This is a genomic window from Janthinobacterium sp. PSPC1-1 (genome assembly GCF_049897625.1).
In the GTDB taxonomy this organism is placed as follows: Bacteria; Pseudomonadota; Gammaproteobacteria; order Burkholderiales; family Burkholderiaceae_D; genus Janthinobacterium; species Janthinobacterium tructae.
On the sequence record NZ_JAFCWP010000001.1, the window covers coordinates 374975 to 400978 of the forward strand.

Consider the following 26004-nt stretch of genomic DNA (forward strand, 5'->3'; position numbering starts at 1 on the left):
ACGCATGGGCTTGTTCTCGAAACTGTTTAAAAACAAGCAAGAATCCTCTGGCGAAGACAGCGGCTTTTATGTCCCTGGCGAAGCACAGTCGCCGACCCGCAAACGCGCCGCCAACACCTCCGGTGGTGGCGGATCGCGCCGTGGCGGCAAGGAAGCGCCGGACCCGGTCTTGCCTGAGAAAAAGCGCGCCCGCCGCCGCCTGGTCGGGGCCATCGCCCTGGCCCTGGGTGTGGCTGTCGGCTTGCCGATGCTGCTCGATTCCGAGCCGAAAGCGCCATTCAACGATATCGCCATCGACATTCCCTCGAAAGAAAAGGCTGCCGCGCCTGCACCGGCACCCGTGCCGGCCGCGCCCGCTCAGGCGGCTGCGCAGAATGGCCTGGACCAGTCCGAGGAAATCATCGACGCACCGCTGCCGCCAGCGGCCAGGCCCACGCCGGCACCAGCAGCGGTACCGGCGCCCGTGCTGGCCGCCGTCCAGCCGGCGCCTGCCAAGCCGGCCTATGTGGAACCGAAACCCGAGCCCAAGCCGGTCAAGGTGGAGCCGAAGCCTGAGCCGAAACATGAAGCCAAGCCGGAACCGAAGCACGAGGTCAAGGTGGAATCGAAGCCGGAACCCAAGCATGAGGTAAAACCGGAAGCCAAGCCTGAACCGAAGCCTGCCAAGCCGGCGCAATCGGCCGACGATGCCGCGCGCGCTATGGCGATTCTGGAAGGCAAGGCGCTGGACAAGCCGCAAGAGAAAGCACAAGACAAGGCACACGACGCCGGCAGCGGCAAGTTCGTGGTGCAGGTGGCGGCCCTGGCGACGCAGGACAAGGTCGATGAATTGCAGGACAAGCTGCGCGAAGCGGGCATCAAGTCCTATACGCAGAAAGTCTCCAGCCCATCGGGCGAGCGCATCCGCGTGCGCGTGGGCCCGTTCGGCAGCCGCGAGGACGCTGAAAAGACCCGCGCCAAGCTGCAGAAGCTGGGCCTGGGCGGCAGTCTGGTACCGGCGTGATGTTGCAAGGCTGAACGGACGTGACGATCTTCGATTACCTGGTGCTGTTCGTGCTGGTGACGTCCGTGCTGATCAGCATGATGCGTGGCCTGGTCAAGGAAATACTGTCATTGGTCAGCTGGATCGTGGCGTTCGTCATCGCCAACGCGTATGGCGCCACCCTGGCGAAATTCCTGCCGGAAGCCGTGCCGGGCGAAGCCGTCCGCCTGTTGCTGGCCTTCGTGGTGCTGTTCATCGGCGTGCGCATTTTGATGGGATTGCTGTCCATGACGGTCGACGCACTGGTCAAAGTGACGGGCCTGAGCCTGGCCGACCGCACCCTGGGCAGCCTGTTCGGCGTGGCGCGCGGCCTGGTGATCGTGCTGACCACCGTCATCTTGTGCGGCATGACTTCCATACCGCAGCAGCCATTCTGGAAAAATGCGCTGCTCAGCCCGTTCGCGGAGCAGGGCGCGCGTGCCATCAAGCCTTATCTGCCTGCCGTTTACGCGCAGCATGTGAAATTTTGAATTTTTTTAAAATCAGTAGCACAGTTTAGGAGCACACCATGTGTGGCATCGTCGGCGTCGTTTCCCATCAACCTGTCAATCAATTGCTCTATGATGCATTGTTGCTCTTGCAACATCGCGGTCAGGACGCGGCAGGGATTGCGACCAATCACAGCAGTATGTTTTCCATGCACAAAGCCAATGGCCTCGTGCGTGACGTCTTTCGTACGCGCAACATGCGTTCGCTGCAAGGCACGACGGGCATCGGCCATTGCCGCTACCCGACGGCCGGTTCGTCGAGCGAAGAGGAAGCACAACCGTTTTATGTGAATGCGCCGTTCGGCATCACCCTGGCGCACAATGGCAACCTGACCAACTGGGAACAGTTGAAACAGGAAATGTTCAAAAATGACCGCCGCCACATCAATACCGATTCCGATTCGGAAGTGCTGCTCAATGTGCTGGCGCATGAAATCCAGGAAGCGACGACGGGCCTGAACCTGGACCCGGAAGCCATCTTCAAGGCCATCACCGTGCTGAACCGCCGCGTCAAGGGTGGCTACGCCGCCGTGGCGCAAATCGCCGGCGTGGGCTTGCTGGCCTTCCGCGACCCGCACGGCATCCGTCCGCTGTGCCTGGGCATCAATGAAACGGAGCAAGGCCCCGAATACCTGATCGCCTCCGAATCCGTGGCCCTGGAAGGCATGGGCTTCCGCTTCGTGCGCGACATCGGTCCCGGCGAAGCTGTCTTCATCGATGCCGACAAGAAATTGCACAGCGCCCAGTGCGCCGACAATGCCAGCCTGAATCCGTGCGTCTTCGAATTCGTCTACCTGGCCCGTCCCGACTCCGTCATCGACGGCGCCTCGGTGTACGCCACGCGCCTGAAGATGGGTGAATACCTGGCTGAAAAGATCCGTGCCGAATTGCCGGACGTGCATATCGACGTGGTCATGCCGATTCCCGATTCCTCGCGTCCTGCCGCCATCCAGCTGGCGCTGGCGCTGAACCTGGAATACCGCGAAGGCTTCATCAAGAACCGCTACATCGGCCGTACCTTCATCATGCCGGGCCAGGCGGCGCGCAAGAAATCCGTGCGCCAGAAGCTCAACGCGATCCCATCCGAATTCAAGGATAAAGTGGTGTTGCTGGTCGACGATTCCATCGTGCGCGGCACCACCAGCCGTGAAATCGTGCAGATGGCACGCGAAGCGGGCGCGACGAAGGTCATCTTCGCCTCGGCCGCGCCACCGGTGATTTACCCGAACGTGTACGGCATCGACATGCCGACGCGCGATGAGCTGATCGCCTATGGCCGCACGACGGAAGAAGTGTGCCGCGAAATCACGGCCGATTATCTGGTGTACCAGGATATCGGCGCGTTGAAGCAGGCGATTGCCGACGTCAACCCGGCACTGACGAACTTCGAGGCCTCGTGCTTCGATGGCGTGTACGTGACGGGCGACGTGTCGCAGGAGTATCTGGACCGCCTGGAATATGCGCGCCACCATCCGAAGGCGGCAGCGCCGGAAGATACGCCACGTTCCCAGCTGAACCTGAACCTGGCGACGACAGAAGCATAAGTAACCTGCCCGGCCGATGCCGGGCTTTTTTTCGGGGTCAGACCCGTCGGGTCTGACCCCAGCACTTGCCTTGGGTTAAGCGGCAAATCGAACTCCGGAACTTCCACCATGACCACCAAAAAAACCTACGGCTTTACCACCACCATCCTGCATAACGACCGCCGCAAGGGTATCGAGCATGGCTCACTGCACAAGCCTGTGCACACCTCCGTCGCCTTCGGCTACAGCGACGCACGCCAGCTCGCTTCCGTGTTTCAGGGCAAGGAGCCCGGTTTCCGCTACGGCCGCCAGGGTAATCCGACGGTGTCCGCGCTGGAAGACAAGGTCAACAAGATGGAAGATGGCGTGGCCACCTTATGTTTCGCGACCGGCATGGGCGCCATCGGCGCCGTGGTGCAGTCGTTGCTGCGCGCGGGCGACCATGTGGTGTCGTCGGCCTTTTTGTTTGGCAACACCAACAGCCTGTGGCAAACGGTAACGGGGCAGGGCATCGCCGTCTCCTTCGTCGACGCCACCGAGGTGGCCAATGTGGCGGCCGCCATCACGCCGGCCACGCGCATCGTGTTCGTGGAAACCATCGCCAATCCGCGCACGCAGATCGCCGACCTGGCAAAGATCGGCGCCTTGTGCAAGGAACGCGGCATTTTGTACATCGTCGACAACACCATGACGACGCCTTACCTGTTCCGCCCGAAAGTGGTGGGTGCGGGCCTGGTGGTCAATGCGCTGACGAAATCCATCGGCGGCCACGGCAATGCGCTGGGCGGCAGCTTGACGGACACGGGCGTGTTCGACTGGACGCAGTACCCGAACATTTTCGACAATTATAAAAAGGCGGCGCCAGCCCAGTGGGGCATCGCGCAAATCCGCGCCAAGGCCTTGCGTGACTTCGGCGCATCGCTGGGCCCGGAAGCGGCGCACCATATCGCCGTGGGCGCGGAAACCATGGCCTTGCGCATGGACCGCACCTGTTCCAATGCCCTGGCGCTGGCCAGCATGCTGGCCGCCGACCCGCGCGTGGCGGCAGTGCATTACCCGGGCTTGGCGTCGCACCCGCAGCACGCGCTGGCGACGGACTTGTTCCGCAGCTATGGCTCGCTATTCAGCTTTGAATTAAAAGATGGCATCGATTGCTTCGATTTCCTGAATCGCCTGAATCTGGCCATTCCAGCGAGCAACCTCGGTGACACGCGTACCCTGGTCATTCCCGTCGCCCACACGATCTTTTACGAGATGGGTGCCGAGCGCCGTGCCAGCATGGGCATTGCCGAGTCCTTGATCCGCGTGTCGGTGGGTATTGAGGATGAAGCGGACCTGCTTGAAGACTTCCGCAGCGCGCTTGAGCATTGAAACTTGCGTGTCACGCATGAGAGGGAACCGCAACTAAAAACTGGGGTCAGACCCGGCGGGTCTGACCCCGGCATGCAACTTAATGCCAGCTGCGCATCAAGCCTACCGCTAAACCTTCCAGTGCAAACTCATCTTCCGGCGACACGGTAATGACCTTGAAGTCGGGGTTTTCCGGCAGCAGTTCGATGACGGAACCTGTCTTCTTGTAGCGTTTGACGGTGACTTCGTCGCCGATGCGGGCCACGACGATCTGGCCGTTCTTGGCGCTGTCGACCTTCTTGACGGCCAATAAGTCGCCATCCATGATGCCGGCGTCGCGCATGGACCAGCCGCGCACCTTCAGCAGGAAGTCGGGCTTGGCCGAGAACAGGGCCGGGTCCACGTTGTAGCTCGCTTCCAGGTTTTCCTGTGCCAGGATGGGCGAGCCTGCCGCCACCCGGCCGATCAGGGGCAGCGACATCAGCAGTGCTGCCGGCACTTTCGATGCCGGCGCTTCGGCCGCCGCACCGATCAGGCGGATGCCGCGCGAGGTACCGGGCGAAATCTCGATCGCGCCCTTGCGGGCCAGGGCTTGCAAATGCTCTTCGGCCGCATTGGCCGATTTGAAACCCAGTTCATTGGCGATTTCGGCACGGGTGGGAGGAAAACCCGTGTTTTCAATCGCGTCCTTGATCAGGTTCAGGATTTGTTCTTGTCGTGCTGTCAGCTTGATCATGAGCGGTGGGTGCATACTAAAATGCTGTCTATATGAACAGTCTGTATTTTTGTACAGTATCGCCCACTATGCAAGGGGATTTCGGTTATTTGCGCGAATTTCGTGCGAAATACCGGAATGGGCAGGAAAAAACGCCTGGCCTGCCCCGTGCGCGGGCCGCTTGTTGAAGGAATGATTGAAACGTTTGCAAAAGGCGGTTATAATCTTCGGCTGACCTTCCCACACCCGTCTTGACGCCGGGGTGGGCGATTATCAATCCGACCTGAAGGAGTTTGCATGCGTCATTATGAAATAGTCTTTATCGTCCATCCGGACCAAAGCGAGCAAGTGCCCGCGATGATCGAACGCTACAAAGCCAGCGTAACCACCCGCGGCGGTTCGGTTCACCGCGTGGAAGATTGGGGCCGCCGTCAAATGGCTTACTCGATCCAAAAGCTGCCTAAAGCACACTACATCTGCCTGAACATCGAATGCGACAACGAGACCCTGGTCGAGTTGGAAACAGCATTCAAATTCAATGATGCCGTGTTGCGTCACCTGACCGTTAAAATGAAGAAAGCTGAAACAGCTCCTTCGCCGATGATGAAATCGGTACAACGCGAAGACGCGGCCAAAAGCCACCGCACCGAAGCACCAGCAGCCGCTCCTGCCGCAGCAGCAGCTTAATTTCTGACCAGGATCGTGCGCTGAACCAGCTACAAGTTACCGCCATCATTGCCGAGCGCGAAATATTGCGCTATACCCCGGCAGGGCTGCCGATTGTGAATGCAGTATTGCAACACAGTTCGCAGCAGATGGAAGCAGGGATTGCCCGTTTGACCGAGTTTGATGTTGCCGCGCTAGCCGCTGGCGAAATTTCAGGCCGGTTCAGCCAGGCAAGCTTGGGCGGGGTGTATCAGTTCACGGGTTTCCTGGCCAGGAAGAGCCGCAACAGCAAGAGTTTGGTGTTTCACATCATTGATTTTAGTGCAGTCAATTCTGACTAGCGCATTTTAGATACAGGAGCCTGACATGGCATTCGGTAAAAAGTTCGACAAAAATAAGCTCAAGCTTAAAGAAAAACGCAAACAGCAAAACCCGTTGTTCAAACGCAAGAAGTTCTGCCGCTTCACCGCAGCTCACGTTGAGCAAGTCGACTACAAAGACGTCGACACGCTGAAAGACTTCGTCCAAGAAAACGGCAAGATCATGCCAGCACGCCTGACCGGTACCAAAGCGCACTATCAGCGCCAAGTCGACACCGCAATCAAGCGCGCTCGCTTCCTCGCGCTGCTGCCATACACCGATCTGCACCACGCTTAATCGGTCAGATATTCCTGGAGAAGAACTATGCAAATCATTCTGTTAGAAAAAGTTGTTAACGTCGGTAACCTCGGCGAAGTCGTCAAAGTCAAAGACGGTTACGCACGTAACTTCCTGATCCCGCAACGCCTGGCACGTCGTGCCACGGCAACCGCTGTGGCTGAATTCGAAGTCAAGCGCGCCGAACTGGAAAAAGCTGCTGCCGCCAAACTGGCCGCATCGCAAGCCCAGGGCGAAAAACTGAGCGGCCTGACCGTTCAAGTTGCTCAAAAAGCTGGTGTTGATGGCCGTCTGTTCGGTTCCGTCACCAACTTCGACATCGCTGAAGCGCTGACCAAGCAAGGTTTTGCTGTTGAAAAAGCACAAATCCGCATGCCTACCGGCCCGCTGAAGATCGTTGGCGAGCACAACGTTTCGGTTGCTCTGCACACCGACGTGGTCGTGGAAGTTGTTATCGCTGTCGTACCAGACGCGAACGCGTAATTGTCTGCGGGCCTGGCCCGCAAGCATTGCCGCACTATGAAAAGCCGGGTTCGCCCGGCTTTTTTGTGGCCTTTTTTTCGCTCAATTTCAGCCCTTTATTTTTGCCAGCACGCCGAAGCGGGTATAATTCGCGCCATGAACGCCCCCTCTGATCCGCAACTGGATTCCCTCCGTATTCCGCCGCATTCGATCGAAGCAGAACAATCCGTTATCGGTGGTCTGTTGCGCGACAATGCAGCGTATGACCGCATCGCCGACTTCATGCATGCGGAGGATTTCTATCGCTATGACCATCGCATCATCTTCGAGCAAATCGTCAAGATGATTAACGGCTCCAGGCCAGCCGATGTCATTACTGTTTTTGAAACCCTGACCCAGCTCGGCAAGGCCGATGATGTGGGCGGACTCGCTTACCTGAACGCCATGGCGCAAAATACGCCATCGGCCGCGAACATCCGGCGTTATGCCGAGATCGTGCGCGACCGCGGCGTGCTGCGCAAACTTATCACCGTCGCCGACGATATCTCCGGCACGGCCTTCAGCCCGCAAGGCAAGGAAGTCAAGCAGATGCTTGACGAGGCCGAATCGAAGATTTTCGCCATCGCCGAAGAAGGCGCGCGCGGTGCCCAGGGCTGGACCGCCATCCAGCCCCTGCTGACGCAGGTGGTCGAGCGTATCGACGAGCTGTACAGCCGCGACAACCAGAGTGAAATCACGGGCGTGCCCACCGGTTTCATCGACCTTGACCGCATGACCTCCGGTCTGCAGCCGGGCGACCTGGTGATCGTGGCGGGCCGTCCTTCGATGGGCAAGACGGCGTTTTCCGTCAACATCGGCGAAAACGTGGCCATCGACAGCGGCTTGCCCGTGGCCGTGTTTTCGATGGAGATGGGCGGCGCCCAGCTGGCCATGCGTATGCTCGGTTCCGTCGGCCAGCTCGACCAGCACCGCCTGCGCACGGGCCGCCTGAACGACGAAGACTGGCCACGCCTGACGAATGCGATTCAAAAGATGAACGACGCCCAGTTGTACATCGATGAAACGCCGGCCTTGAATTCGATCGAATTGCGGGCCCGCTCGCGCCGTTTGTCGCGTCAATGCGGCAAGCTGGGCCTGATCATCGTCGATTACTTGCAACTGATGTCGGCCAATAGTCCGGGCGACAATCGCGCCACGGAGATTTCCGAGATTTCACGGGGCTTGAAAGGCCTGGCGAAAGAACTCGGTTGTCCCGTGATCGCGTTGTCGCAGCTGAACCGCTCGCTGGAGCAGCGCCCGAACAAGCGTCCCGTGATGTCGGACTTGCGCGAATCGGGCGCTATTGAGCAGGATGCCGACGTGATCCTGTTCATTTACCGTGACGAGGTGTATAACCCCGACTCGCCAGACAAGGGAACGGCCGAAATCATCATCGGTAAACAACGTAACGGTCCGATCGGCAGCATCCGCCTCACCTTCATGGGGCAGTACACCAAATTTGGCAATTACAGTGGTGGCCTGGCGCTTTACCAAGGCGACTAAGACTCAGCAGCACTGATATTCCATTGGCCGCCCCCTCATACGGGGCGGCTTTCTGTAGTAAATAACACGACTCAATGCTTAACGGAGAATGACATGTTTGGACGCTTGATGCCCACTGAGGGCAAGTTTTTTGAATTGTTTAACCAGCACGCTGAATTGTGCGTCAAGGGCGCTAAAGAAATGCTCGGCCTGATGACCAATTTCGACGACCTGGAAAACCGCGTGCATGCGATCGAAAGCATCGAGAAACAGGCGGACAAAGTCACCTACGCCACCGTGGAAATGCTGCACAAGACCTTCATCACGCCGATCGACCGCGACGACATCCATCAGCTGATCACGCGCCAGGACGACATCCTCGACCTGCTGGAAGATGCGGCGCAAACCGTCTCGCTGTACGACCTGAAAGCCGTCACGCCGGAAGCCAAACGCCTGGCCGAACTGGTGCTGGCCTGTACCGAAAAAGTGCGCGACGCCGTCGCCATGCTGCACAACATGGACAACTCGCGCAAGATCGTCGCCATCTGCGAAGAAATCGACCGCCTGGAATCGGACGCCGACCATGTGATGCGCGCCGCCATGTCCAAACTGTTCCGCGACGAACCGGACGTGCGTAACCTGATCAAGCTGAAAGCGATCTACGAAATTCTGGAAACCGTGACCGACCGTTGCGAAGATGTGTCCAATATTATCGAAGGCATCATCGTCGAAAACGCGTAAGCGTTGGGCCTGTCCTGAACCAGAATCAGAAAAGAAACTACAATGACCATACAAATCAGCATCTACGTGCTAGGCCTGTTGATCGCCCTCGCGCTGCTGTTTGACTTCATGAACGGCTTCCACGATGCCGCCAACGCGATCGCCACGGTGGTCTCGACGGGCGTATTGAAACCGCAGACCGCGGTTGCCATGGCCGCCACGTTCAACTTCGTCGCCATTTTCGTGTTCCACCAGCTGACCGTGGCCGCCACGGTGGGAAAAGGAACCATTGACCCGACAGTGATCGACCAGTACGTGATCTTCGGCGCGCTGATGGGCGCCATCTTCTGGAATTTGTTTACCTGGTACTACGGCATTCCATCGTCGTCTTCGCACGCCCTGATCGGCGGCCTGGTGGGCGCCGCTGTCGCCAAGTCGGGCACGGGCGCGCTGGTCGCGGCCGGCCTGTGGAAAACCGTGGCCTTCATCGTCATCGCACCCGTGCTGGGCTTCGTGTTCGGCTCGATCATGATGCTGCTGGTGTCCTGGATCTTCGTGCGCTCGACGCCGCGCAAGGTCGATAAATGGTTCCGCCGTTTGCAACTGGTATCGGCAGCCGCCTACAGCCTGGGCCACGGCGGCAATGATGCGCAAAAGACCATCGGCATCATCTGGATGCTGCTGATCGCCGCCGGCTACTCGAACGTGGCCGACGAGATGCCGCCGCTGTGGGTCATCATCTCGTGCTACACGGCCATCAGCTTCGGTACGCTGTTCGGCGGCTGGCGCATCGTCAAGACCATGGGCCAGAAGATCACCAAGTTGAAACCCGTCGGCGGCTTCTGCGCCGAAACGGGCGGCGCCATCACCCTGTTCGTCTCGACGGCGCTGGGCATTCCCGTGTCGACCACGCACACCATCACGGGCGCCATCGTCGGCGTCGGCTCGGCACAAAAAATGTCGGCCGTGCGCTGGGGTGTCGCGGGCAACATCGTCTGGGCCTGGATCTTCACGATTCCCGCGTCGGCGTTTGTCGCCGCAGTCGCCTGGTGGATTGGCCACCACATCATGTGATGATGTACCGTCGCGATTGAAAAGGGAGCCGTCCAGGCTCCCTTTTTTTATCTGTCAGGTGGTCGAGAATTACTGGCCGCGCGGACCCTTGTCGCCACCCTGGTGCGGTTTCAGGCCGTCATTCTGGCGGATCGCGCCCTTGTCCTGCTCGGCCTGCTGGCGGCTCTTGTTCGCTTCATGCTGGGCTTGCTGATCTTCGCGCTGCTGCTGTTCGCGCGCTTTTTCGCTTTGCTGGGTCATGGCACTCTCCTTGAATAAACAAGCAGTCATCATGCTGCGCTTGCGCCGGCTTCACCGTTCGCTACCCAACATACACAGGCCTTAGAGCCTGTCCCAGTAGATGAATACATCCCCTGCTGGCGCCCCTCAGAAGCGGGGACTGCGTTGATCGTCGTCGCGTGGCTCGCCACGCGTCCTCCTCACGCCTTGTCCGCACTCCTGATGAACTGCCAGCAGAAGACGCTCCCTACTGGGATAGGCTCTTAGCCCAGCTCTACGGTCATGCCCTCGGCCGCCAGGAACACCTGTAACGCCCCCAGCCGCCCGGCAAAGCGCGCCATCACGTCGGCAAAAACCGCTTCCAATTGATCGTCGCTGCGGCCCGGTTCATGGTGGGTGCAATACAGCCGTTTGGCGCCACAGCGCAGGGCCAGTTCAAACGCGCCGTCGAAGGTGCCGTGGCCCCAGCCGCGCTTGGCTTCGTATTCGTCGCGCGTGTACGAGCAGTCCATGATCAGCGCGTCGACGCCAGCAATGGTCTGGTCGATGGCGGCCTGGCGCTGCGCGATCATGGCCTGGCAGGCGGAATACGCGGGCGAGCCGCTGGCATGCGGATTGTCGAACGGTTCATGGTCGCCGCTGAAAAACAGCGAGGCGCCGCCGGACTCGATGCGGTAGCCGAGGTTGATCACCGGGTGGTTCATTCTGGCATTCGTCACCACGGCGTCGGCCACGTCCGCGCGCTCGCCGACGGCCAGGGTGCGGTAGTCGATCTCGGCCGCCATGGCCGCTTCGCTGACGGGAAAATAATTGTTCTGCAGCTGCGCAGCCATCACGTGTTCGATGCCATTGCCGGCCGCGTCCGCCGCGCCATACAGGCGCACGCGGCTGCCGCGGATGAACAGCGGGGCGAACATGGGCAGGCCGTGGATATGGTCCCAGTGGCTGTGGGTGATCAGGATGTGGGCCGTGGCGGGTCCTGGCGGCAGTGCGCCGGCCAGGGCAAAGATGCCGCTGCCGCCATCGAGTACCAGCAGGGCGTCGCTGGCCGTGCGTACTTCGATGCAGGTCGTGTTGCCGCCGTAGCGCACCGTGTGCGGGCCAGGCGAGGGGATCGAACCGCGCACGCCCCTGAAGGTGAATTTCATCACTGCCTTGTTATAGTGTAACGATTGTTGATTCTATTCTAATTGTCGGGCAAGAAACGGCATTTTTAATAGTTGTTGCGTTTCGGAAATCTATTTCCAGTTGTTGCCTTTTTGTAATGTACAGCCGGCAGCTGGCAACGGTACACTTGCGGTTGTTGCCACTTTCCCAGTCCTCCATCATGCTCCAGCTGCACCCCGAGCAAATCGCCCAGCGGCTCGACCAGCTGACTGAACTGAGCGTCGAACTGGGCCGTGGCGCGGCGGCAGGCATGCTGCACGGCGGCGATATCACGCTCCTGCTCGAACGCATCGTGCTGGTCGCCAAGGACATGACGGGCGCCGACGGCGGCACCTTGTACCGTCCCAGCGCCGATGGGCGCAGCCTGGAATTTCATATCAGTATCAACGACAGCCTGGGGCTGCGCCAGGGCGCCAGCGCCGGCGTAGCGGTCGGCGTGCCGGGCGTGGCGCTGTGGCTGGAAGACGGCGCGCCCAACCTGGCATCGGTGGCGGCGTATGCCGCGCATCGCCGCGTGTCGGTCAATATCGACGATGTGTACCAGTCGGGCGAATTCAATTTCTCGGGCATGCGCGCCTTTGACGGCCATTATGGCTACCGTTCCACGTCCTTCCTGACGGTGCCGATGAGCGATCATGAAGGTGAGCTGATCGGCGTGCTGCAATTGATCAATGCCCAGGATCGCGCGACCGGCGTGGTGCAGGCGTTTTCCGCTACCGACCAGCGCTTTATCGAGGCGCTGGCGGCGCAGGCGGCGGTGGCGCTGACCAATCAATTGCTGCTGCGCCAGCTGGAACAGTTGCTCGAGTCCTTGGTCAACCTGATCAATATCGGCATCGATGAAAAGTCGCCTTACACGGGCCGCCATTGCCAGTTCGTGCCGCAACTGACCATGATGCTGGCCGACGCCGTGCATGCGGTCGATACGGGGCCGATGGCCGCTTTCCAGCTGAGCGAGAACGAACGCAAGCAGCTGTGGCTGGCTGGCCTCTTGCACGATTGCGGCAAGATCACCACCCCGGTGCACGTGGTCGACAAGGCCACCAAGCTGGAAACCATCCATGACCGCATCCACCTGCTCGACACGCGCTTCGAAGTACTGCTGCGCGACGTGGAAATTACCGCATTAAAAGAACAACTGGCGGCTCCCGAACGCCAGCAGCAGATTGCGCAAGCATTGCACCAGCAGCAAATTATGCTGCGCGAAGAGCGCGACTTTTTACGCCATGCCAATATCGGCGGCGAAGGCATGTCGCCGGCCGACCAGGAACGGGTGCGCACGATCGCGGCGCGGCGCTGGACCGGCCCCGACGGTGTCGAGCGCGATTTCCTTGACGCCAATGAGCTGGAGAATCTGACGATCCGTTTCGGCACCCTGACCGATGCCGAGCGCAAGATCATCAACAACCATATTTCGGTGTCGATCCGCATGCTCGAAGCATTGCCGTGGCCCAAGCATTTGCAAAAGGTGCCGGAATACGCGGGCGGCCACCATGAACGCATGGACGGCAAGGGTTATCCGCGCGGGCTGACGCGCGAGCAGATGTCGGTGCCGGCGCGGCTGATGGCGATCGCCGATATTTTCGAGGCGCTGACGGCGCGCGACCGTCCCTATAAAAAGGGCAAGTCGCTGTCCGAATCGCTGCGCATCCTGGGCCACTTCAGCCTGAACGGCCATATCGATCCCGACCTGTTCGATGTCTTTATTCGCAGCAAGGTGTACCTGGCGTTTGCCCGGCAGCACATGCATCCCGAACAGATCGACACCGTCGACGAGGCGGCCATTCCCGGTTACGTGCCCTGATGCGCTGGCTTGCGGTAATGAAAAAGCATGGCGCGCGGCTGCTGCTGGGTGCGCTGTTGACGCTGCTGGCCGCCTGCGCCAGCATCGGCCTGTTCGGCGTCGATACCCTGGGCCGGCTGGACGCCATGCTGGGCGACATGCGCATGCGTGCCGAAGCGCCGCAGCTCGACAAGCGCATCGTGATCGTCGATATCGATGAAAAAAGCCTGAACCAGATCGGCCGCTATCCCTGGGGCCGCGACGTCCAGGCGCGGCTGGTGACGCAATTGACGGGCCACTATGGCGTGGCGGCGCTCGGCTTCGATATCTCGTTTCCCGAACCCGACAGCAGTTCCGGCTATGGCGTGCTGGCCTACCTGGCCAAGGGCGAACTGGCCGGCGTGCCGGGTTTGAGCGACCAGTTGGAACGCCTGAAACCACGGATGGATTACGACGCCCTGTTTGCCGAGGCGATGCGCGGCCAGCCGGTGGTGCTGGGCTATAGCGTGTCGGACCGGCAAAAGAAAGGCGTGCTGCCCAAGCCTGCCTTTACGCTAGCCGACCTGAATGGGCGTACTGTGACGGCGTTTACGTCGCCCGGCTATGAAGCCAACCTGGCGCAGCTGCAACAGGCGGCGCAAGGGGCCGGCATCTTCACAGCCCTGACCGACAGCGACGGTGTGCTGCGCTCATCGACCCTGCTGCAGCGCATCGGCGACGCGTATTACCCGTCGCTGTCGCTGGCCACGGCCAGCGTGTACCTGAAGGTGCGCGCGATCGCGCCCGTGTTTGGCCAGACTGCCGACAAGTTGTCCGAGGCCGAGCGCGAGCACGGCGGCCTGGATCGCATCGCCGTATTTACGCCGCGCGGACGCCTCGATATCCCGGTCGGCGAAGCCTTGACCACCACCATCGAGTTTCGCGGCAAGGGCGGCCCGGACGGCGGCGCCTTCCGCTATGTGTCGGCGGCCGACGTGCTGATGGGGGCGGTGCCGACGGACGTGCTGCACGGCGCCATCGTGCTGGTGGGCACCACAGCCGCCGGCCTGAATGATATTCGCGCCACGCCCGTCAATGCCGAGTTTCCCGGTGTGGAAGTGCACGCCAACCTGATCAAATCCATCCTTGACGGCCATTTCAAGTCGCGACCCGACTATGCGCTGGCGATCGAGTTCGGCCAGGTGGTGCTGGTGGGCTTGCTGCTCGGCGGCGCGCTGGCGCTGGCCACGCCGGCGGCGGCCGTGTTGCTGGCCGGCGCGGCGCTGGCCGGCGCGCTGGGCCTGAACTGGTGCTTGTATCACTACTTCGACACGGCGCTTGATCTTGCCGTGTTGCTGCTGTTGATCGCGGCGCTGTTCGTCGCCAATCTGGCCTGGGGCTATTTTTTCGAAGTGCGCAAGGGCAAGGCGCTAGTGTCGCGCTTCGGCCAGTACGTGGCGCCGGAACTGGTGGCGCAGATGGCCGACAATCCCGACCGCTACAGCATGGATGGCGAAAGCCGCGAGCTGACGGTGCTGTTTGCCGACGTGCGCGGCTTTACGGCCATTTCGGAACAGATGACGCCGCAGGAGTTGCGCGAATATATCAACCTGTACCTGACGGCCATGTCGGAAGACATCCGCGACAGCCACGGCGGCACGCTGGACAAATATATCGGCGACGCCGTGATGGCGTTCTGGGGCGCGCCGGTGGCGTTTCCCGACCATGCGGGCCGCGCCGTGGCCAGCGCCCTGCTGATGCAGCGCAGCGCAGGTCGTTTGAACCAGCAATTCCAGGCGCGCGGCTGGCCACCGCTGCAGATCGGCATCGGCCTCAACAGTGGCCTGATGCATGTGGGCGACATGGGCTCGCGCATCCGCCGCGCGTATACCGTGATGGGCGACGCCGTCAACCTGGGCGCGCGCCTGGAAGGCATGACCAAAGTGTATGGCGTGGGCATCGCCGTGAGCGAATTCACGCGTGCGCAGGCGCCGCAATTCGCCTACCGCGAACTGGACCGCGTGCGGGTCAAGGGCAAGACCGAACCGGTGGCCATTTTCGAGCCGCGCTGCCTGCTGGCCGAAGCCGATGCCGGCGAACTGGCGCTGCTGGCGCGTTGGTCGCGCGTGCTGGAACTGCTGCGTGCGCGCGACTGGGATGGCGCGGAGGCAATCTTGTCGGAAATGCCAGATGATGGGCTGCGCCGGCTGTACGCCGGACGCCTGCGCCAGTATCGCGCAACGCCGCCTGGCGAAGACTGGGATGGTGTGACCAACTTCCAGACCAAGTAAGCATCGCCAGCGGAGATATTTCTGACTGGAAATCAAAATCCGTCTAAACTTTGCTTTTAATTAATTGATGGCCCAGCCGCGCCTGGCTGGCCATGCAACCACAAGAACTCTCACACATGAATTATCGTCTGGTGCGCCTGCTTGCAGGTTCCGCGCTGTTGTTCTGCGCGGCATGCGCAAACGCCCAAACCCCCGCCGCCGACAGTGCCGTCCCGCTGTTTGATATCGCCAGCTACGAGGTCAGCGGCGACACCTTGCTGGGGCCGCAACTGGTGCAATCGCTGGTGGCGCCGTTCGCCGGCCGGCAGCGCGACTTTGGCGCCATCCAGCAAGCCGTCGAGGCGCTGGAAAACGCCTACCGCGCGCGCGGCTACACCCTGGTGCAGGTGGCCTTGCCGGAACAGGAGCTGGCGCATGGCGCCGTGCGCCTGGAAGTGGTGCAGACGCAGCTTGGCAAGGTGGCCATCACCGGCAACCAGTATGTCGATGACGCCAATGTGCGGCGCGCCTTGCCGGCCCTGGTCGAAGGGCAGACGCCGAACATGCCGGCCCTGGGGCAAAGCCTGAAGCTGGCGAATGAAAATCCGGCGCGCAAGCTCGAAGTCAAGCTGACTACCGGCGAGGCCGACGGCACGCTCGACGCCAGCATCGCGGTGGCGGACGAACGCGCCTGGAAAGCCACGCTCAACCTCGATAATACCGGCAGCAAGGACTCCGGCAAGACCCACGCCAGCGTGGTGCTGCAGCATGCCAACCTGTGGGGTCGCGATCATGTGGCCAGCCTGCAATACACCACCTCGCTAGAGCATGCCAACCAGGTTGCTGTGTACGGCCTCGGCTACCATGTGCCGCTGTATGCGCTGGGCGACTCGCTGGACTTTTTTGCCAGTTATTCGAACGTCGATTCGGGCAGCGTCGCGGCCGGTATCTTCGACCTGGCCGTCAGCGGCCGCGGCACCACCGCCGGCGCGCGCTACAACCAGAACTTCGACAAGCGCGACAACTATGAACCCAAGCTGGTGTATGGCCTGGACTTCAAGGCCTACCGCAACAGCCTGCAGTTCTTCGGCATGGAGCTGGGCACCGACGTGACGGTGCATCCCGTCAGCATCGCCTATATCGGCGCCTGGAGCTTGCCACGTGGCGAGGCCAGCGTGGGCCTGACCCTGGCGCGCAATATTCCCGGCGGCAAGAATGGCAGCCAGCAGGATTTTACGCTGGCACGTTTCGGCGCCAAGGCCGGCTACAGCACCTTGCGCCTGAGCGCCAGTCATACCCAGGTGCTGGACAACGACTGGCAATGGCGCGCGTTGTTCAACGGCCAGTACACGCCCGATGCGCTGGTGCCGGGCGAGCAGTTCGGCGTCGGCGGCGCGGCCACCGTGCGCGGCTTCCTGGAACGCGAAGTGGCGAACGATTCCGGCGCCAACCTGAATCTGGAACTGTACACACCGAACTGGTGCGGCGATGGCGGCTACCAGTGCCGCGCGCTGGCGTTTTATGACACGGGCTGGGTGCGCCGCAATCATGCCTTGCCCGGCGAAATCGACAGCATGGCGATCGGTTCAACCGGCCTGGGCCTGCGCATCCTGCTGAACCGCTACGCCAACCTGCAACTGGACTATGCGCATGTGGTCAACCCCGGCCAGACGGGGCGCCGCGACGCCAACCGCCTGCATTTCAGAGTTGCGCTGTCGTACTGATGTACTGAGTTCCAAGGATAAAACACCATGACCAAACAAAAACCACTGCGCAGCGTGCCTGCTGGCGGCCCTGTGGAGCTGCCGCTGCGCCGCACCGCGCTGGCGCTCCTGATTGCCGCCTGTTTCAGCGTCGCCCACGCCAATCCGGTCTTGCCGCAAGTGGTGCATGGCCAGGCTACGTTCAACCAGCAGGGCAATCTGTTTACGATCACGAACACGCCCAATACCATCATTAACTGGCAGAGCTTTTCCGTCAATCCGGGCGAAATCACGCGCTTTCTCCAGCAAAACGCCGGTAGTAGCGTGCTCAACCGCATTACGGGGCAAGACCCCAGCAAAATCCTCGGCTCCTTGCAATCGAACGGCAAGGTCTTCCTGATCAATCCGAACGGCGTGCTGTTCGGCCGCGATGCGCGGGTTGACGTGGCGGGCCTGGTGGCATCGAGCCTGGCGCTGTCGAACCAGGATTTCCTGGCCGGCAAGATGAATTTCAATGCCGGCGAGCAGGCCGGCGCCGTTATCAACCAGGGAACCATCAATGCCGCCAGCGGCGGGCAGATTCTGCTGATCGCGCCGAACGTGGAAAACAGCGGCATCATCACCGCGCCGAACGGCGACGTGCTGCTGGCCGCCGGCCACAGCGTGCAACTGGCCGACGCCGCCAACCCCGACTTGCGCGTGGTGCTGTCTGCCCCCGCAGACCAGGCCATCAATGTGGGCCAGATCGTGGCGCAGGGCGGGCGCATCGGCATGGTCGGCGCGCTGCTGAACCAGCGTGGCGTGCTCAACGCCAATAGCGCGGTGCTCGGCGAGAATGGCAAGATCGTGTTGAAAGCCACCGGCAAAACATTGCTGGAAAACGGCAGCATCACCAGCGCCACCAGTGCCGTGGGCAAGGGCGGCGAGATTACCGTGCTGGGCGACCAGGTCGGCATGCAAGGCAACGCCAAAGTGGACGCCAGCGGCACCACGGGCGGCGGCACGGTGCTGCTGGGCGGCGACTACCAGGGCAAAAACCCGGCGATTGCCAATGCGCGCCAGGTGGCCGTCGGCAAGGACGCCACCATCGCCGCCGACGCGATTCAAAGCGGCGACGGCGGCAAGGTCATCGTCTGGGGCAACGAGACGGCGCGCGTGTTCGGCAGCATTTCGGCGCGCGGCGGCGCTGCCGGCGGCGATGGCGGTTTCGTGGAAACCTCGGGGCACTACCTGGCCGTCGACGGCGCCAGGGTCGATACGCGCGCCCGCGCGGCGCGCGGAAAGACGGGGGACTGGCTGCTCGATCCGTATGACATCGACGTGGTCGCCGGCAATGGCGGCGCGCTGAGCGGCGTCAACGATTTCACGGATGCGCCGACGACGGGCACCACCACTATCGGCGCCGGCCTGATTTCGGCGGCCACCAGCAATGTGGTGCTGCAGGCGCAGCACGACATCAACTTCAACGCAGCCGTCGCCATCACCCAGGCCAGCGTGGGACTGAAGGCGCAGGCAGGCAACAGCATCAACGTCAACCAAGCCATTACCACCAATGGCGGCGCGCTGATTCTGTCGGCCAACGACAATGGCGGCGCCACGGCACAAGGCAGCTCGGCCGTCTTGCATGTCGATGCGGCCCTCTCCAGCCAGGGCGGCAGCGTTGCCCTGACGGGCGCCGATATCGTCTTCGGCGTGGCGGGCAGCTTGAATGTCGGCGGCGGCAATGCGGAACTGCGCGCCAACAAATTCGACGGACGCATCGGCCTCAATGGCAGCGGCGGACAGATCGTCGGCACGGCGGTGGGGCAGACATTGCTGTTGCAGGCCGATAACATGAATTTGCAGGGCGGCGTGGCCTACGGCGGTGAGGCAGGCGGCGCTGTAGTGACCTTGCGCGCGGAGTCGGCCAACCGTGAAATCAATCTCGGCAGCAAGGCGGTTGGCAAACTCAGCCTGTCCAGCGCCGACCTGAATGCCATTTCCGCAGCGAACCTCACGCTCGGCCATGCCGCCATGACAGGCGCCATCGGCGTCGACCAGGCGGTGACGGTGGCGAGCGGTGCCACGGGGCCGGCTACCTTGCAGCTGGTGACGGGCGGCGCCATCGCGATCGATCATGCGCTAGCTGTGGCCGGCAGCCTGAGCCTCACTGCGGGATCGACAGTCAGTGCGGCGGGCGCCGTCAATGTGGGGGCGACCTTCAGGTTGGCCAGCGGCACCTGGACGCAAAATACGACCGGCCTGCCAGCCTTTTTAGCCGGCAATTTCATCATCGCTCCCGGCGCCAGTTTCTTGCGCGCTACAAACGGCGACGGCAGCGTGGGCGCACCGTATGTCATCGCCGACGTGTATGGCTTGCAAGGCATCGCCAGCCTGGACCTGAGTAACAGTTATCGCCTGGCCGGCAATATCGACGCCAGCGGCACGGGCGCCTGGAATGACGGCGCCGGTTTTCGTCCCATCGCGCATAGCGACTCGGGCGGTTTTTCCGGGGTGCTGGACGGCGCCGGCTATGCCATCAGCGGCTTGCAGATCCACGGCGAGAGCGCGCCGAACGGCAACCTGAACACCGGTCTTTTCGGCAAGCTGGGTAATGGCACGACAGGCACGGTGCGCCAGTTGAACCTGCTGGGTGGCAATGCCAGCGGCAACAACAATGTGGGCTCCGTGGCCGGCGTGGTCGCCGCGGGCGGCACGATAGAGCAGGTGCAAAGCAGCATGAGCGTGGCCGGCCAGGATGGCGTCGGTGGCCTGGCGGGCATCAACCAGGGCCGCATTGCCGTGTCGTACGCCAGCGGCGGCGTCAGCGGCGCACGCAATCTGGGCGGCCTGGTGGGCAGCAACCAGGGTACGCTGGCTGATGTCTACGCCACCGGCGCGGTCGGGGCAGCCGGCAATGCGGATGCCGGGATCGCGCGCGAGCATATCGGCGGCCTGGCTGGCGAGAACACGGGCAGCATCAGCAATGCCTATGCCAGCGGCGCCATCGCTGGCGGGGGCTTCAGTGTGGTGGGCGGCTTGGTCGGCAGCAATAGTGGCGCCTTGGCGAGCACCTACTGGAATATCGACAGCTCCGGCCAGGCGGACGATGGCGGTACCAGCATAGGCCGCACGGCGGCGCAGATGTCGCGCCGGTCGAGCTTCGACGGTTTTGCCTTCGGCGCCTCGCCCATCTGGCGCATCTATGACGGCTACACGACGCCGATGCTGAAGGCTTTCCTGAAGCCGCTGCAAGTGACGGCGGCGGGCCAGCCAGCCAGCCAGGTCTACGATGGACAGTTCGCCAGCTTCAACGGCACGCTCGCCTATCTGGGCTTGCTCGATGGCGACACGGCGGCCAACGGCAGCCTGGGCTTCCAGTCGGCGCGTAATGTGGGCAACTACGATGTGACGGGCCTGTGGTCGACCAAGTACGACATCAGTCTGGGCGGCACGACCACCCTGGTCATCACGCCGCGCGCGCTGACGGTCAGCGTGGGCGGCAGCAAAGTGTATGACGGTCAGCTCGGCTTTGCCAACGCGACCTTCAGCCTGGGCAACACGGTCAGCGGCGATACCGTGGGCGTGACCGGCAGCGCGCAGTTCGTCGACAAGAACGCCGGCAGCATCAAGGCCGTCAATCTCAGCGAACTGACCTTGTCCGGCGACGCGATGGGCAACTACAGCCTTGCTGCCACCGCCATCGGCACGGCCGAGATCACGCAACGTACCTTGAACCTGGCCTTTGCCGGCGCCAATAAAGTCTACGATGGCGGCATCGCCGCGTCATTGACGATTACCGATAATCGTATCGCCAACGACGTGCTGACGGCAACGGCCAGCGGCGCATTTGCTGACAAGAATGCCGGCAGCAACAAAGTCGTGACGGTGCAAAACGCCAGCCTGTCCGGTGCGGATGCGGCCAACTATGTGCTCACCTCGACCACCGGCGCCGCCAGCGCCACCATTACGCAACGCGAGTTGGCATTGGGCTTTGCGGCAGCGGGCAAGACCTACGACGGCAATACCGCCGCCACGCTCGCCATCACCGACAACCGTATTGCCAACGACGTGCTGACGGCAACGGCCAGCGGTGCGTTTGCTGACAAGAATGCCGGCAGCAACAAAGTCGTGACGGTGCAAAACGCCAGCCTGTCCGGTGCAGATGCGGCCAACTATGTGCTCACCTCGACCACCGGCGCCGCCAGCGCCACCATCACCCAGCGCGAACTGGCGCTGGGCTTTGCGGCCGCAGGCAAGACCTACGACGGCAACACCGCCGCCACGCTCGCCATCACCGACAACCGTATCGCCAACGACGTGCTGACGGCAACGGCCAGCGGTGCGTTTGCTGACAAGAATGCTGGTGCCAACAAAGTGGTTGCCGTGCAAAACGCCAGCCTGTCCGGTACCGATGCGGCCAACTATGTGCTCACCTCGACCACCGGCGCCACCAGCGCCACCATTACCCAGCGCGAACTGGCGCTGGGCTTTGCGGCAGCGGGCAAGACCTACGACGGCAACGCCGCCGCCACGCTCGCCATCACCGACAACCGTATTGCCAACGACGTGCTGACGGCAACGGCCAGCGGTGCGTTTGCTGACAAGAATGCCGGCAGCAACAAAGTCGTGACGGTGCAAAACGCCAGCCTGTCCGGTACCGATGCGGCCAACTATGTACTCACATCGACCACTGGCGCCACCAGCGCCGCCATTACCCAGCGCGAACTGGCGCTGGGCTTTGCGGCAGCGGGCAAGACCTACGACGGCAACACCGCCGCCACGCTCGCCATCACCGACAACCGTATTGCCAACGATGTGCTGACGGCAACGGCCATCGGCGAATTCGCCGACAAGAATGCCGGCAGCAACAAAGTCGTGACGGTGCAAAATGCCAGCCTGTCCGGCACCGATGCGGCCAACTATGTGCTCACCTCGACCACCGGCGCCACCAGCGCCACCATTACGCAACGCGAACTGGCGCTGGGCTTTGCGGCCGCTGGCAAGACCTACGATGGCAACACCGCCGCCACGCTCGCCATCACTGACAACCGTATTGCCAACGACGTGCTGACGGCAACGGCCAGCGGCGCGTTTGTTGACAAGAATGCCGGCAGCAACAAAGTCGTGACGGTGCAAAACGCCAGCCTGTCCGGCACCGATGCCACCAACTATGTGCTGGCCTCGACCACCGGCGCCACCAGCGCTACCATTACCCAGCGCGAGCTGGCGCTGGGCTTTGCGGCCGCAGGCAAGACCTATGACGGCAACAGCGCCGCGTCATTGACGATTACCGATAATCGTATTGCCAACGACGTGCTGACGGCAACGGCCAACGGTGCATTCGCTGACAAGAATGCCGGCAGCAACAAAGTCGTGACGGTGCAAAACGCCAGCCTGTCCGGTACCGATGCGGCCAACTATGTACTCACCTCGACCACCGGCGCCACCAGCGCCACCATTACCCAGCGCGAGCTGGCGCTGGGCTTTGCGGCCGCAGGCAAGACCTATGACGGCAACAGCGCCGCGTCATTGACGATTACTGATAATCGTATTGCCAACGACGTGCTGACGGCAACGGCCAGCGGCGCATTTGCTGACAAGAATGCCGGCAGCAACAAAGTCGTGACGGTGCAAAACGCCAGCCTGTCCGGCACCGATGCCACCAACTATGTGCTGGCCTCGACCACCGGCGCCACCAGCGCCACCATTACCCAGCGCGAGCTGGCGCTGGGCTTTGCGGCCGCAGGCAAGACCTATGACGGCAACAGCGCCGCGTCATTGACGATTACCGATAATCGTATTGCCAACGACGTGCTGACGGCAACGGCCAACGGTGCATTCGCTGACAAGAATGCCGGCAGCAACAAAGTCGTGACGGTGCAAAACGCCAGCCTGTCCGGTACCGATGCGGCCAACTATGTACTCACCTCGACCACCGGCGCCACCAGCGCCACCATTACCCAGCGCGAGCTGGCGCTGGGCTTTGCGGCCGCAGGCAAGACCTATGACGGCAACAGCGCCGCGTCATTGACGATTACTGATAATCGTATCGCCAACGACGTGCTGACGGCAACGGCCAGCGGCGCATTCGCTGACAAGAATGCCGGCAGCAACAAAGTCGTGACGGTGCAAAACGCCAGCCTGTCCGGTACCGATGCGGCCAACTATGTACTCACCTCGACCAGCGGCGCCACCAGCGCCACCATTACCCAGCGCGAGCTGGCGCTGGGCTTTGCGGCCGCAGGCAAGACCTATGACGGCAACAGCGCCGCGTCATTGACGATTACTGATAATCGTATTGCCAACGACGTGCTGACGGCAACGGCCAGCGGCGCATTCGCTGACAAGAATGCCGGCAGCAACAAAGTCGTGACGGTGCAAAACGCCAGCCTGTCCGGTACCGATGCGGCCAACTATGTACTCACCTCGACCACCGGCGCCACCAGCGCCAGCATTACCCAGCGCGAGCTGGCGCTGGGCTTTACTGCCGCTGGCAAGACCTATGACGGCAACAGCGCCGCGTCATTGACGATTACCGATAATCGTATCGCCAACGACGTGCTGACGGCAACAGCTTCCGGCGCATTTGCGGACAAAAATGCCGGCAGCAACAAAGTCGTGACGGTGCAAAACGCCAGCCTGTCCGGCACCGATGCGGCCAACTATGTACTCACCTCGACCACCGGCGCCACCAGCGCCACCATTACCCAGCGCGAACTGGCGCTGGGCTTTACTGCCGCTGGCAAGACCTATGACGGCAACAGCGCCGCGTCATTGACGATTACCGATAATCGTATCGCCAACGACGTGCTGACGGCAACGGCCAGCGGCGCATTTGCTGACAAGAATGCTGGCAGCAACAAAGTCGTGACGGTGCAAAACGCCAGCCTGTCCGGCCTTGACGCAAGCAATTACACCTTGGGCACGACCGGTGGCACGGCAATGGCCAGCATCGCGCAGCGTGCGCTGAACCTGGGCTATACGGGTGTCGACAAGGTGTATGACGGCGTGACCGGCGCGCAGGTGGCGATCAGCGACGACCGCATCGCAGGCGATGTGCTGAGCGCATCGGCCAGCGCGGCGTTTGCCGACAAGAATGCCGGCAGCGGCAAGACGATCACGGTACAGAATGCCAGCCTGTCCGGTAACGATGCTGGTAACTACCGCCTGGCAAACACGACTGGCGCGACCACGGCCACTATTGCCCGCGCGGCATTGACCCTGGCCAGCGTCAGCGCCAGTGACAAGGTGTACGACGGCACGCAATTGGCCAATGTCAGCGGCACCGTGGCGGGCGTGATCGGCCAGGATGCCATCAGCCTGGTGGGCGGCAGCGGCACGTTTGCCGACCGCAACTATGGCAGCGGCAAGACGGTCAATGTCAGGGGTTTTGGCCTGTCGGGCGCGGATGCCGGCAACTACGCTTTGACCGCGAGCGGCGGCGTGGCCCAGGCCAGCATTGCGCAGCGCGCCCTGTCGACCTGGATCGGCGCGGCCGGTGGCTTGTGGAGCGACGCCGCCAACTGGGAAGGCGGCGTGGCGCCAAGCGGCGCCAATGTGCTGGCGGCCGATTTCGCGGCCAGCACCGGCAACGTGGTGTACACGGCGGCGGCCGGCGACACCGTGCTTGATCGCTTGAGCTCGCGCGGCGGCCTGAACCTCACCGGCGGCAGCCTGCTGGTCAATAATGCGCTGACGGTGGCCAACTATGCGCAGACCGGCGGCTTGCTGGGCGGCCTGGGCAATGTTACGGTCAGCAACAGCTTCAGCCAGAGCGCCGGCGCCATCCATATCGGCGGCAAGCTGGCCGTGACCCAGGCCGCCGGCGACCTGCGTTTCGCGGCATTGACCGCCAATGCCATCAGCCTGAACGCTGGCGCGGGCGCCATCAGCCAGAGCGGCGCCGTGGTTGCCGGCAGCCTGGCCACGCAATCGCAAACCGGTACCGTGCTGAACGACGCCGGCAACCGTGTCAAGAACTTCAGCGCCGGCAACAGCGGCGCCGGTGGCATTGCCCTGACCAATAACAGTGCGCCTGACGTGCTGGTGCTGGGTAGCCTGTCCACCGGTTCCGGCGACGTGCGCATCGAAAGCACGGGCGGCATCGAGAGCCATGCGATCAATGCCAATAGCGGCAATGTGAGCCTGATCGCACACAGCCCCGTCAATGTGCAGGGCGTCGTCCAAGGCAACGACGTCACCGTCGACGCCAGCACGGACGTGGCCTTCGGCGACGGCGCGCGCGTCAATGCGGCACGCGCCATCGCGGTCACGGCCGGTACCGGCGTCACCTTTGCCGGCGCAGCCAGGCTCGATGTGCAGGCCACGGGCGGCATCGCCGTGCTGGCGAAAAACGGCGACCTGACGGCCGCCGAGACCGTGCGCATCAACAGCCGCGGCGCACCCGTGTCGCTGCTGGCGCCAAATGGCCGGGTCAACGTGCCGGCCTCGGTGCTGGTGGCCCAGCCGGTGACGACGCCCGTGGTGCCGGCAAGCATCATCATCAGCGCCGTCAATACCTTGCCGGCGCTCAGCGCGCAATACAACCCGCTCAACCAGTTCACTACGCCCAACAACGTGGCCACGCCGCTGCTGGCCGCCCCATCCAAAGAATCGACGAAGGAAGCAACAGATGATCCTCAAAATGGTATCAAGAAGACCTTTTGCAACTAGGCCGATGCTG

The 26004-nt window shown here is 62.2% G+C and carries 18 protein-coding genes; 15 read left to right on the top strand and 3 right to left on the bottom strand.

Annotation, left to right across the window (positions count from 1 at the left end):
* The first annotated feature begins 4 nt into the window (after positions 1-4).
* The 4 genes from ACP7EG_RS01670 (at position 5) to ACP7EG_RS01685 (ending at position 4424) form a co-directional block, all read left to right on the top strand.
* The gene (locus tag ACP7EG_RS01670; RefSeq protein ID WP_426086169.1) at positions 5-1003 is read left to right on the top strand and encodes an SPOR domain-containing protein; all 999 of its coding nucleotides are present in this window, start codon (positions 5-7) and stop codon (positions 1001-1003) included.
* Between the two features lie 20 nt (positions 1004-1023).
* Positions 1024-1512 (top strand): CvpA family protein, encoded by a 489-nt coding sequence (locus ACP7EG_RS01675; RefSeq protein WP_426086170.1) that lies wholly within the window; start codon positions 1024-1026, stop codon positions 1510-1512.
* Positions 1513-1550: 38 nt separating this feature from the next.
* On the top strand, positions 1551-3074 hold the full coding sequence (gene purF / locus ACP7EG_RS01680; protein ID WP_071076105.1) for an amidophosphoribosyltransferase: 1524 nt from the start codon (positions 1551-1553) through the stop codon (positions 3072-3074).
* Positions 3075-3182: 108 nt separating this feature from the next.
* The gene (locus ACP7EG_RS01685) at positions 3183-4424 is read left to right on the top strand and encodes a cystathionine gamma-synthase family protein (RefSeq protein ID WP_426086171.1); all 1242 of its coding nucleotides are present in this window, start codon (positions 3183-3185) and stop codon (positions 4422-4424) included.
* A 79-nt stretch (positions 4425-4503) separates the two neighbouring features.
* Here the strand turns inward: ACP7EG_RS01685 and lexA are convergent, their stop codons facing one another.
* The gene (lexA, locus tag ACP7EG_RS01690; protein ID WP_071076106.1) at positions 4504-5139 is read right to left on the bottom strand and encodes a transcriptional repressor LexA; all 636 of its coding nucleotides are present in this window, start codon (positions 5137-5139) and stop codon (positions 4504-4506) included.
* 276 nt (positions 5140-5415) lie between these two features.
* Here lexA and rpsF point away from each other — a divergent pair, with 276 nt between their 5' ends.
* The 7 genes from rpsF to ACP7EG_RS01725 all read left to right on the top strand — a co-directional run bounded on the left by rpsF (position 5416) and on the right by ACP7EG_RS01725 (position 10218).
* Positions 5416-5805: a 30S ribosomal protein S6 gene (gene rpsF, locus ACP7EG_RS01695; protein WP_034750499.1), complete on the top strand. Its 390-nt coding sequence runs from the start codon at positions 5416-5418 to the stop codon at positions 5803-5805.
* Between the two features lie 20 nt (positions 5806-5825).
* Positions 5826-6125 carry a primosomal replication protein N gene (gene priB, locus ACP7EG_RS01700; RefSeq protein WP_034783455.1) on the top strand — a complete coding sequence of 100 codons (300 nt, stop codon included), beginning with the start codon at positions 5826-5828 and terminating at the stop codon, positions 6123-6125.
* Between the two features lie 25 nt (positions 6126-6150).
* The gene (gene rpsR, locus ACP7EG_RS01705; protein WP_010400024.1) at positions 6151-6441 is read left to right on the top strand and encodes a 30S ribosomal protein S18; all 291 of its coding nucleotides are present in this window, start codon (positions 6151-6153) and stop codon (positions 6439-6441) included.
* 27 nt (positions 6442-6468) lie between these two features.
* Positions 6469-6924, top strand: coding sequence for a 50S ribosomal protein L9 (gene rplI, locus ACP7EG_RS01710; RefSeq protein ID WP_034783456.1), 456 nt, complete (start codon positions 6469-6471; stop codon positions 6922-6924).
* A 135-nt stretch (positions 6925-7059) separates the two neighbouring features.
* Positions 7060-8445, top strand: a complete 1386-nt coding sequence (locus tag ACP7EG_RS01715) for a replicative DNA helicase (RefSeq protein WP_071076107.1) — start codon at positions 7060-7062, stop codon at positions 8443-8445.
* A 93-nt stretch (positions 8446-8538) separates the two neighbouring features.
* The gene (locus tag ACP7EG_RS01720; protein ID WP_010400015.1) at positions 8539-9165 is read left to right on the top strand and encodes a DUF47 domain-containing protein; all 627 of its coding nucleotides are present in this window, start codon (positions 8539-8541) and stop codon (positions 9163-9165) included.
* A 42-nt stretch (positions 9166-9207) separates the two neighbouring features.
* Positions 9208-10218, top strand: a complete 1011-nt coding sequence (locus ACP7EG_RS01725; protein ID WP_096237195.1) for an inorganic phosphate transporter — start codon at positions 9208-9210, stop codon at positions 10216-10218.
* A 69-nt stretch (positions 10219-10287) separates the two neighbouring features.
* Here ACP7EG_RS01725 and ACP7EG_RS01730 read toward each other — a convergent pair whose 3' ends face one another.
* Both ACP7EG_RS01730 and ACP7EG_RS01735 read right to left on the bottom strand, forming a co-directional pair.
* Entirely contained in the window at positions 10288-10458 is a 171-nt protein-coding gene (locus ACP7EG_RS01730; protein ID WP_165829518.1) for a hypothetical protein, read from the bottom strand.
* 242 nt (positions 10459-10700) lie between these two features.
* Entirely contained in the window at positions 10701-11585 is an 885-nt protein-coding gene (locus ACP7EG_RS01735) for an MBL fold metallo-hydrolase (protein WP_426086172.1), read from the bottom strand.
* A 179-nt stretch (positions 11586-11764) separates the two neighbouring features.
* Between ACP7EG_RS01735 and ACP7EG_RS01740 the strand changes: the two genes are divergently transcribed.
* The 4 genes from ACP7EG_RS01740 (at position 11765) to ACP7EG_RS01755 (ending at position 25994) form a co-directional block, all read left to right on the top strand.
* Positions 11765-13408, top strand: a complete 1644-nt coding sequence (locus ACP7EG_RS01740; RefSeq protein WP_426086173.1) for an HD domain-containing phosphohydrolase — start codon at positions 11765-11767, stop codon at positions 13406-13408.
* Positions 13409-13425: 17 nt separating this feature from the next.
* The gene (locus ACP7EG_RS01745; RefSeq protein ID WP_426086174.1) at positions 13426-15657 is read left to right on the top strand and encodes a CHASE2 domain-containing protein; all 2232 of its coding nucleotides are present in this window, start codon (positions 13426-13428) and stop codon (positions 15655-15657) included.
* Between the two features lie 116 nt (positions 15658-15773).
* Positions 15774-17360 (top strand): ShlB/FhaC/HecB family hemolysin secretion/activation protein, encoded by a 1587-nt coding sequence (locus ACP7EG_RS01750; RefSeq protein ID WP_426086175.1) that lies wholly within the window; start codon positions 15774-15776, stop codon positions 17358-17360.
* 27 nt (positions 17361-17387) lie between these two features.
* On the top strand, positions 17388-25994 hold the full coding sequence (locus ACP7EG_RS01755) for a YDG domain-containing protein (protein ID WP_426086176.1): 8607 nt from the start codon (positions 17388-17390) through the stop codon (positions 25992-25994).
* The last annotated feature ends 10 nt before the right edge of the window (positions 25995-26004 follow it).

Excerpts from the sequence above, each read along its gene's own strand:
- ACP7EG_RS01670 (WP_426086169.1), top strand. The coding sequence starts at position 5 with ATGGGCTTGTTCTCGAAACTGTTTAAAAACAAGCAAGAATCCTCTGGC.
- purF (WP_071076105.1), top strand. The coding sequence starts at position 1,551 with ATGTGTGGCATCGTCGGCGTCGTTTCCCATCAACCTGTCAATCAATTG.
- ACP7EG_RS01685 (WP_426086171.1), top strand. The coding sequence starts at position 3,183 with ATGACCACCAAAAAAACCTACGGCTTTACCACCACCATCCTGCATAAC.
- lexA (WP_071076106.1), bottom strand. The coding sequence starts at position 5,139 with ATGATCAAGCTGACAGCACGACAAGAACAAATCCTGAACCTGATCAAG.
- rpsF (WP_034750499.1), top strand. The coding sequence starts at position 5,416 with ATGCGTCATTATGAAATAGTCTTTATCGTCCATCCGGACCAAAGCGAG.
- rpsR (WP_010400024.1), top strand. The coding sequence starts at position 6,151 with ATGGCATTCGGTAAAAAGTTCGACAAAAATAAGCTCAAGCTTAAAGAA.
- rplI (WP_034783456.1), top strand. The coding sequence starts at position 6,469 with ATGCAAATCATTCTGTTAGAAAAAGTTGTTAACGTCGGTAACCTCGGC.
- ACP7EG_RS01715 (WP_071076107.1), top strand. The coding sequence starts at position 7,060 with ATGAACGCCCCCTCTGATCCGCAACTGGATTCCCTCCGTATTCCGCCG.
- ACP7EG_RS01720 (WP_010400015.1), top strand. The coding sequence starts at position 8,539 with ATGTTTGGACGCTTGATGCCCACTGAGGGCAAGTTTTTTGAATTGTTT.
- ACP7EG_RS01725 (WP_096237195.1), top strand. The coding sequence starts at position 9,208 with ATGACCATACAAATCAGCATCTACGTGCTAGGCCTGTTGATCGCCCTC.
- ACP7EG_RS01730 (WP_165829518.1), bottom strand. The coding sequence starts at position 10,458 with ATGACCCAGCAAAGCGAAAAAGCGCGCGAACAGCAGCAGCGCGAAGAT.
- ACP7EG_RS01735 (WP_426086172.1), bottom strand. The coding sequence starts at position 11,585 with ATGAAATTCACCTTCAGGGGCGTGCGCGGTTCGATCCCCTCGCCTGGC.
- ACP7EG_RS01740 (WP_426086173.1), top strand. The coding sequence starts at position 11,765 with ATGCTCCAGCTGCACCCCGAGCAAATCGCCCAGCGGCTCGACCAGCTG.
- ACP7EG_RS01745 (WP_426086174.1), top strand. The coding sequence starts at position 13,426 with ATGAAAAAGCATGGCGCGCGGCTGCTGCTGGGTGCGCTGTTGACGCTG.
- ACP7EG_RS01750 (WP_426086175.1), top strand. The coding sequence starts at position 15,774 with ATGAATTATCGTCTGGTGCGCCTGCTTGCAGGTTCCGCGCTGTTGTTC.
- ACP7EG_RS01755 (WP_426086176.1), top strand. The coding sequence starts at position 17,388 with ATGACCAAACAAAAACCACTGCGCAGCGTGCCTGCTGGCGGCCCTGTG.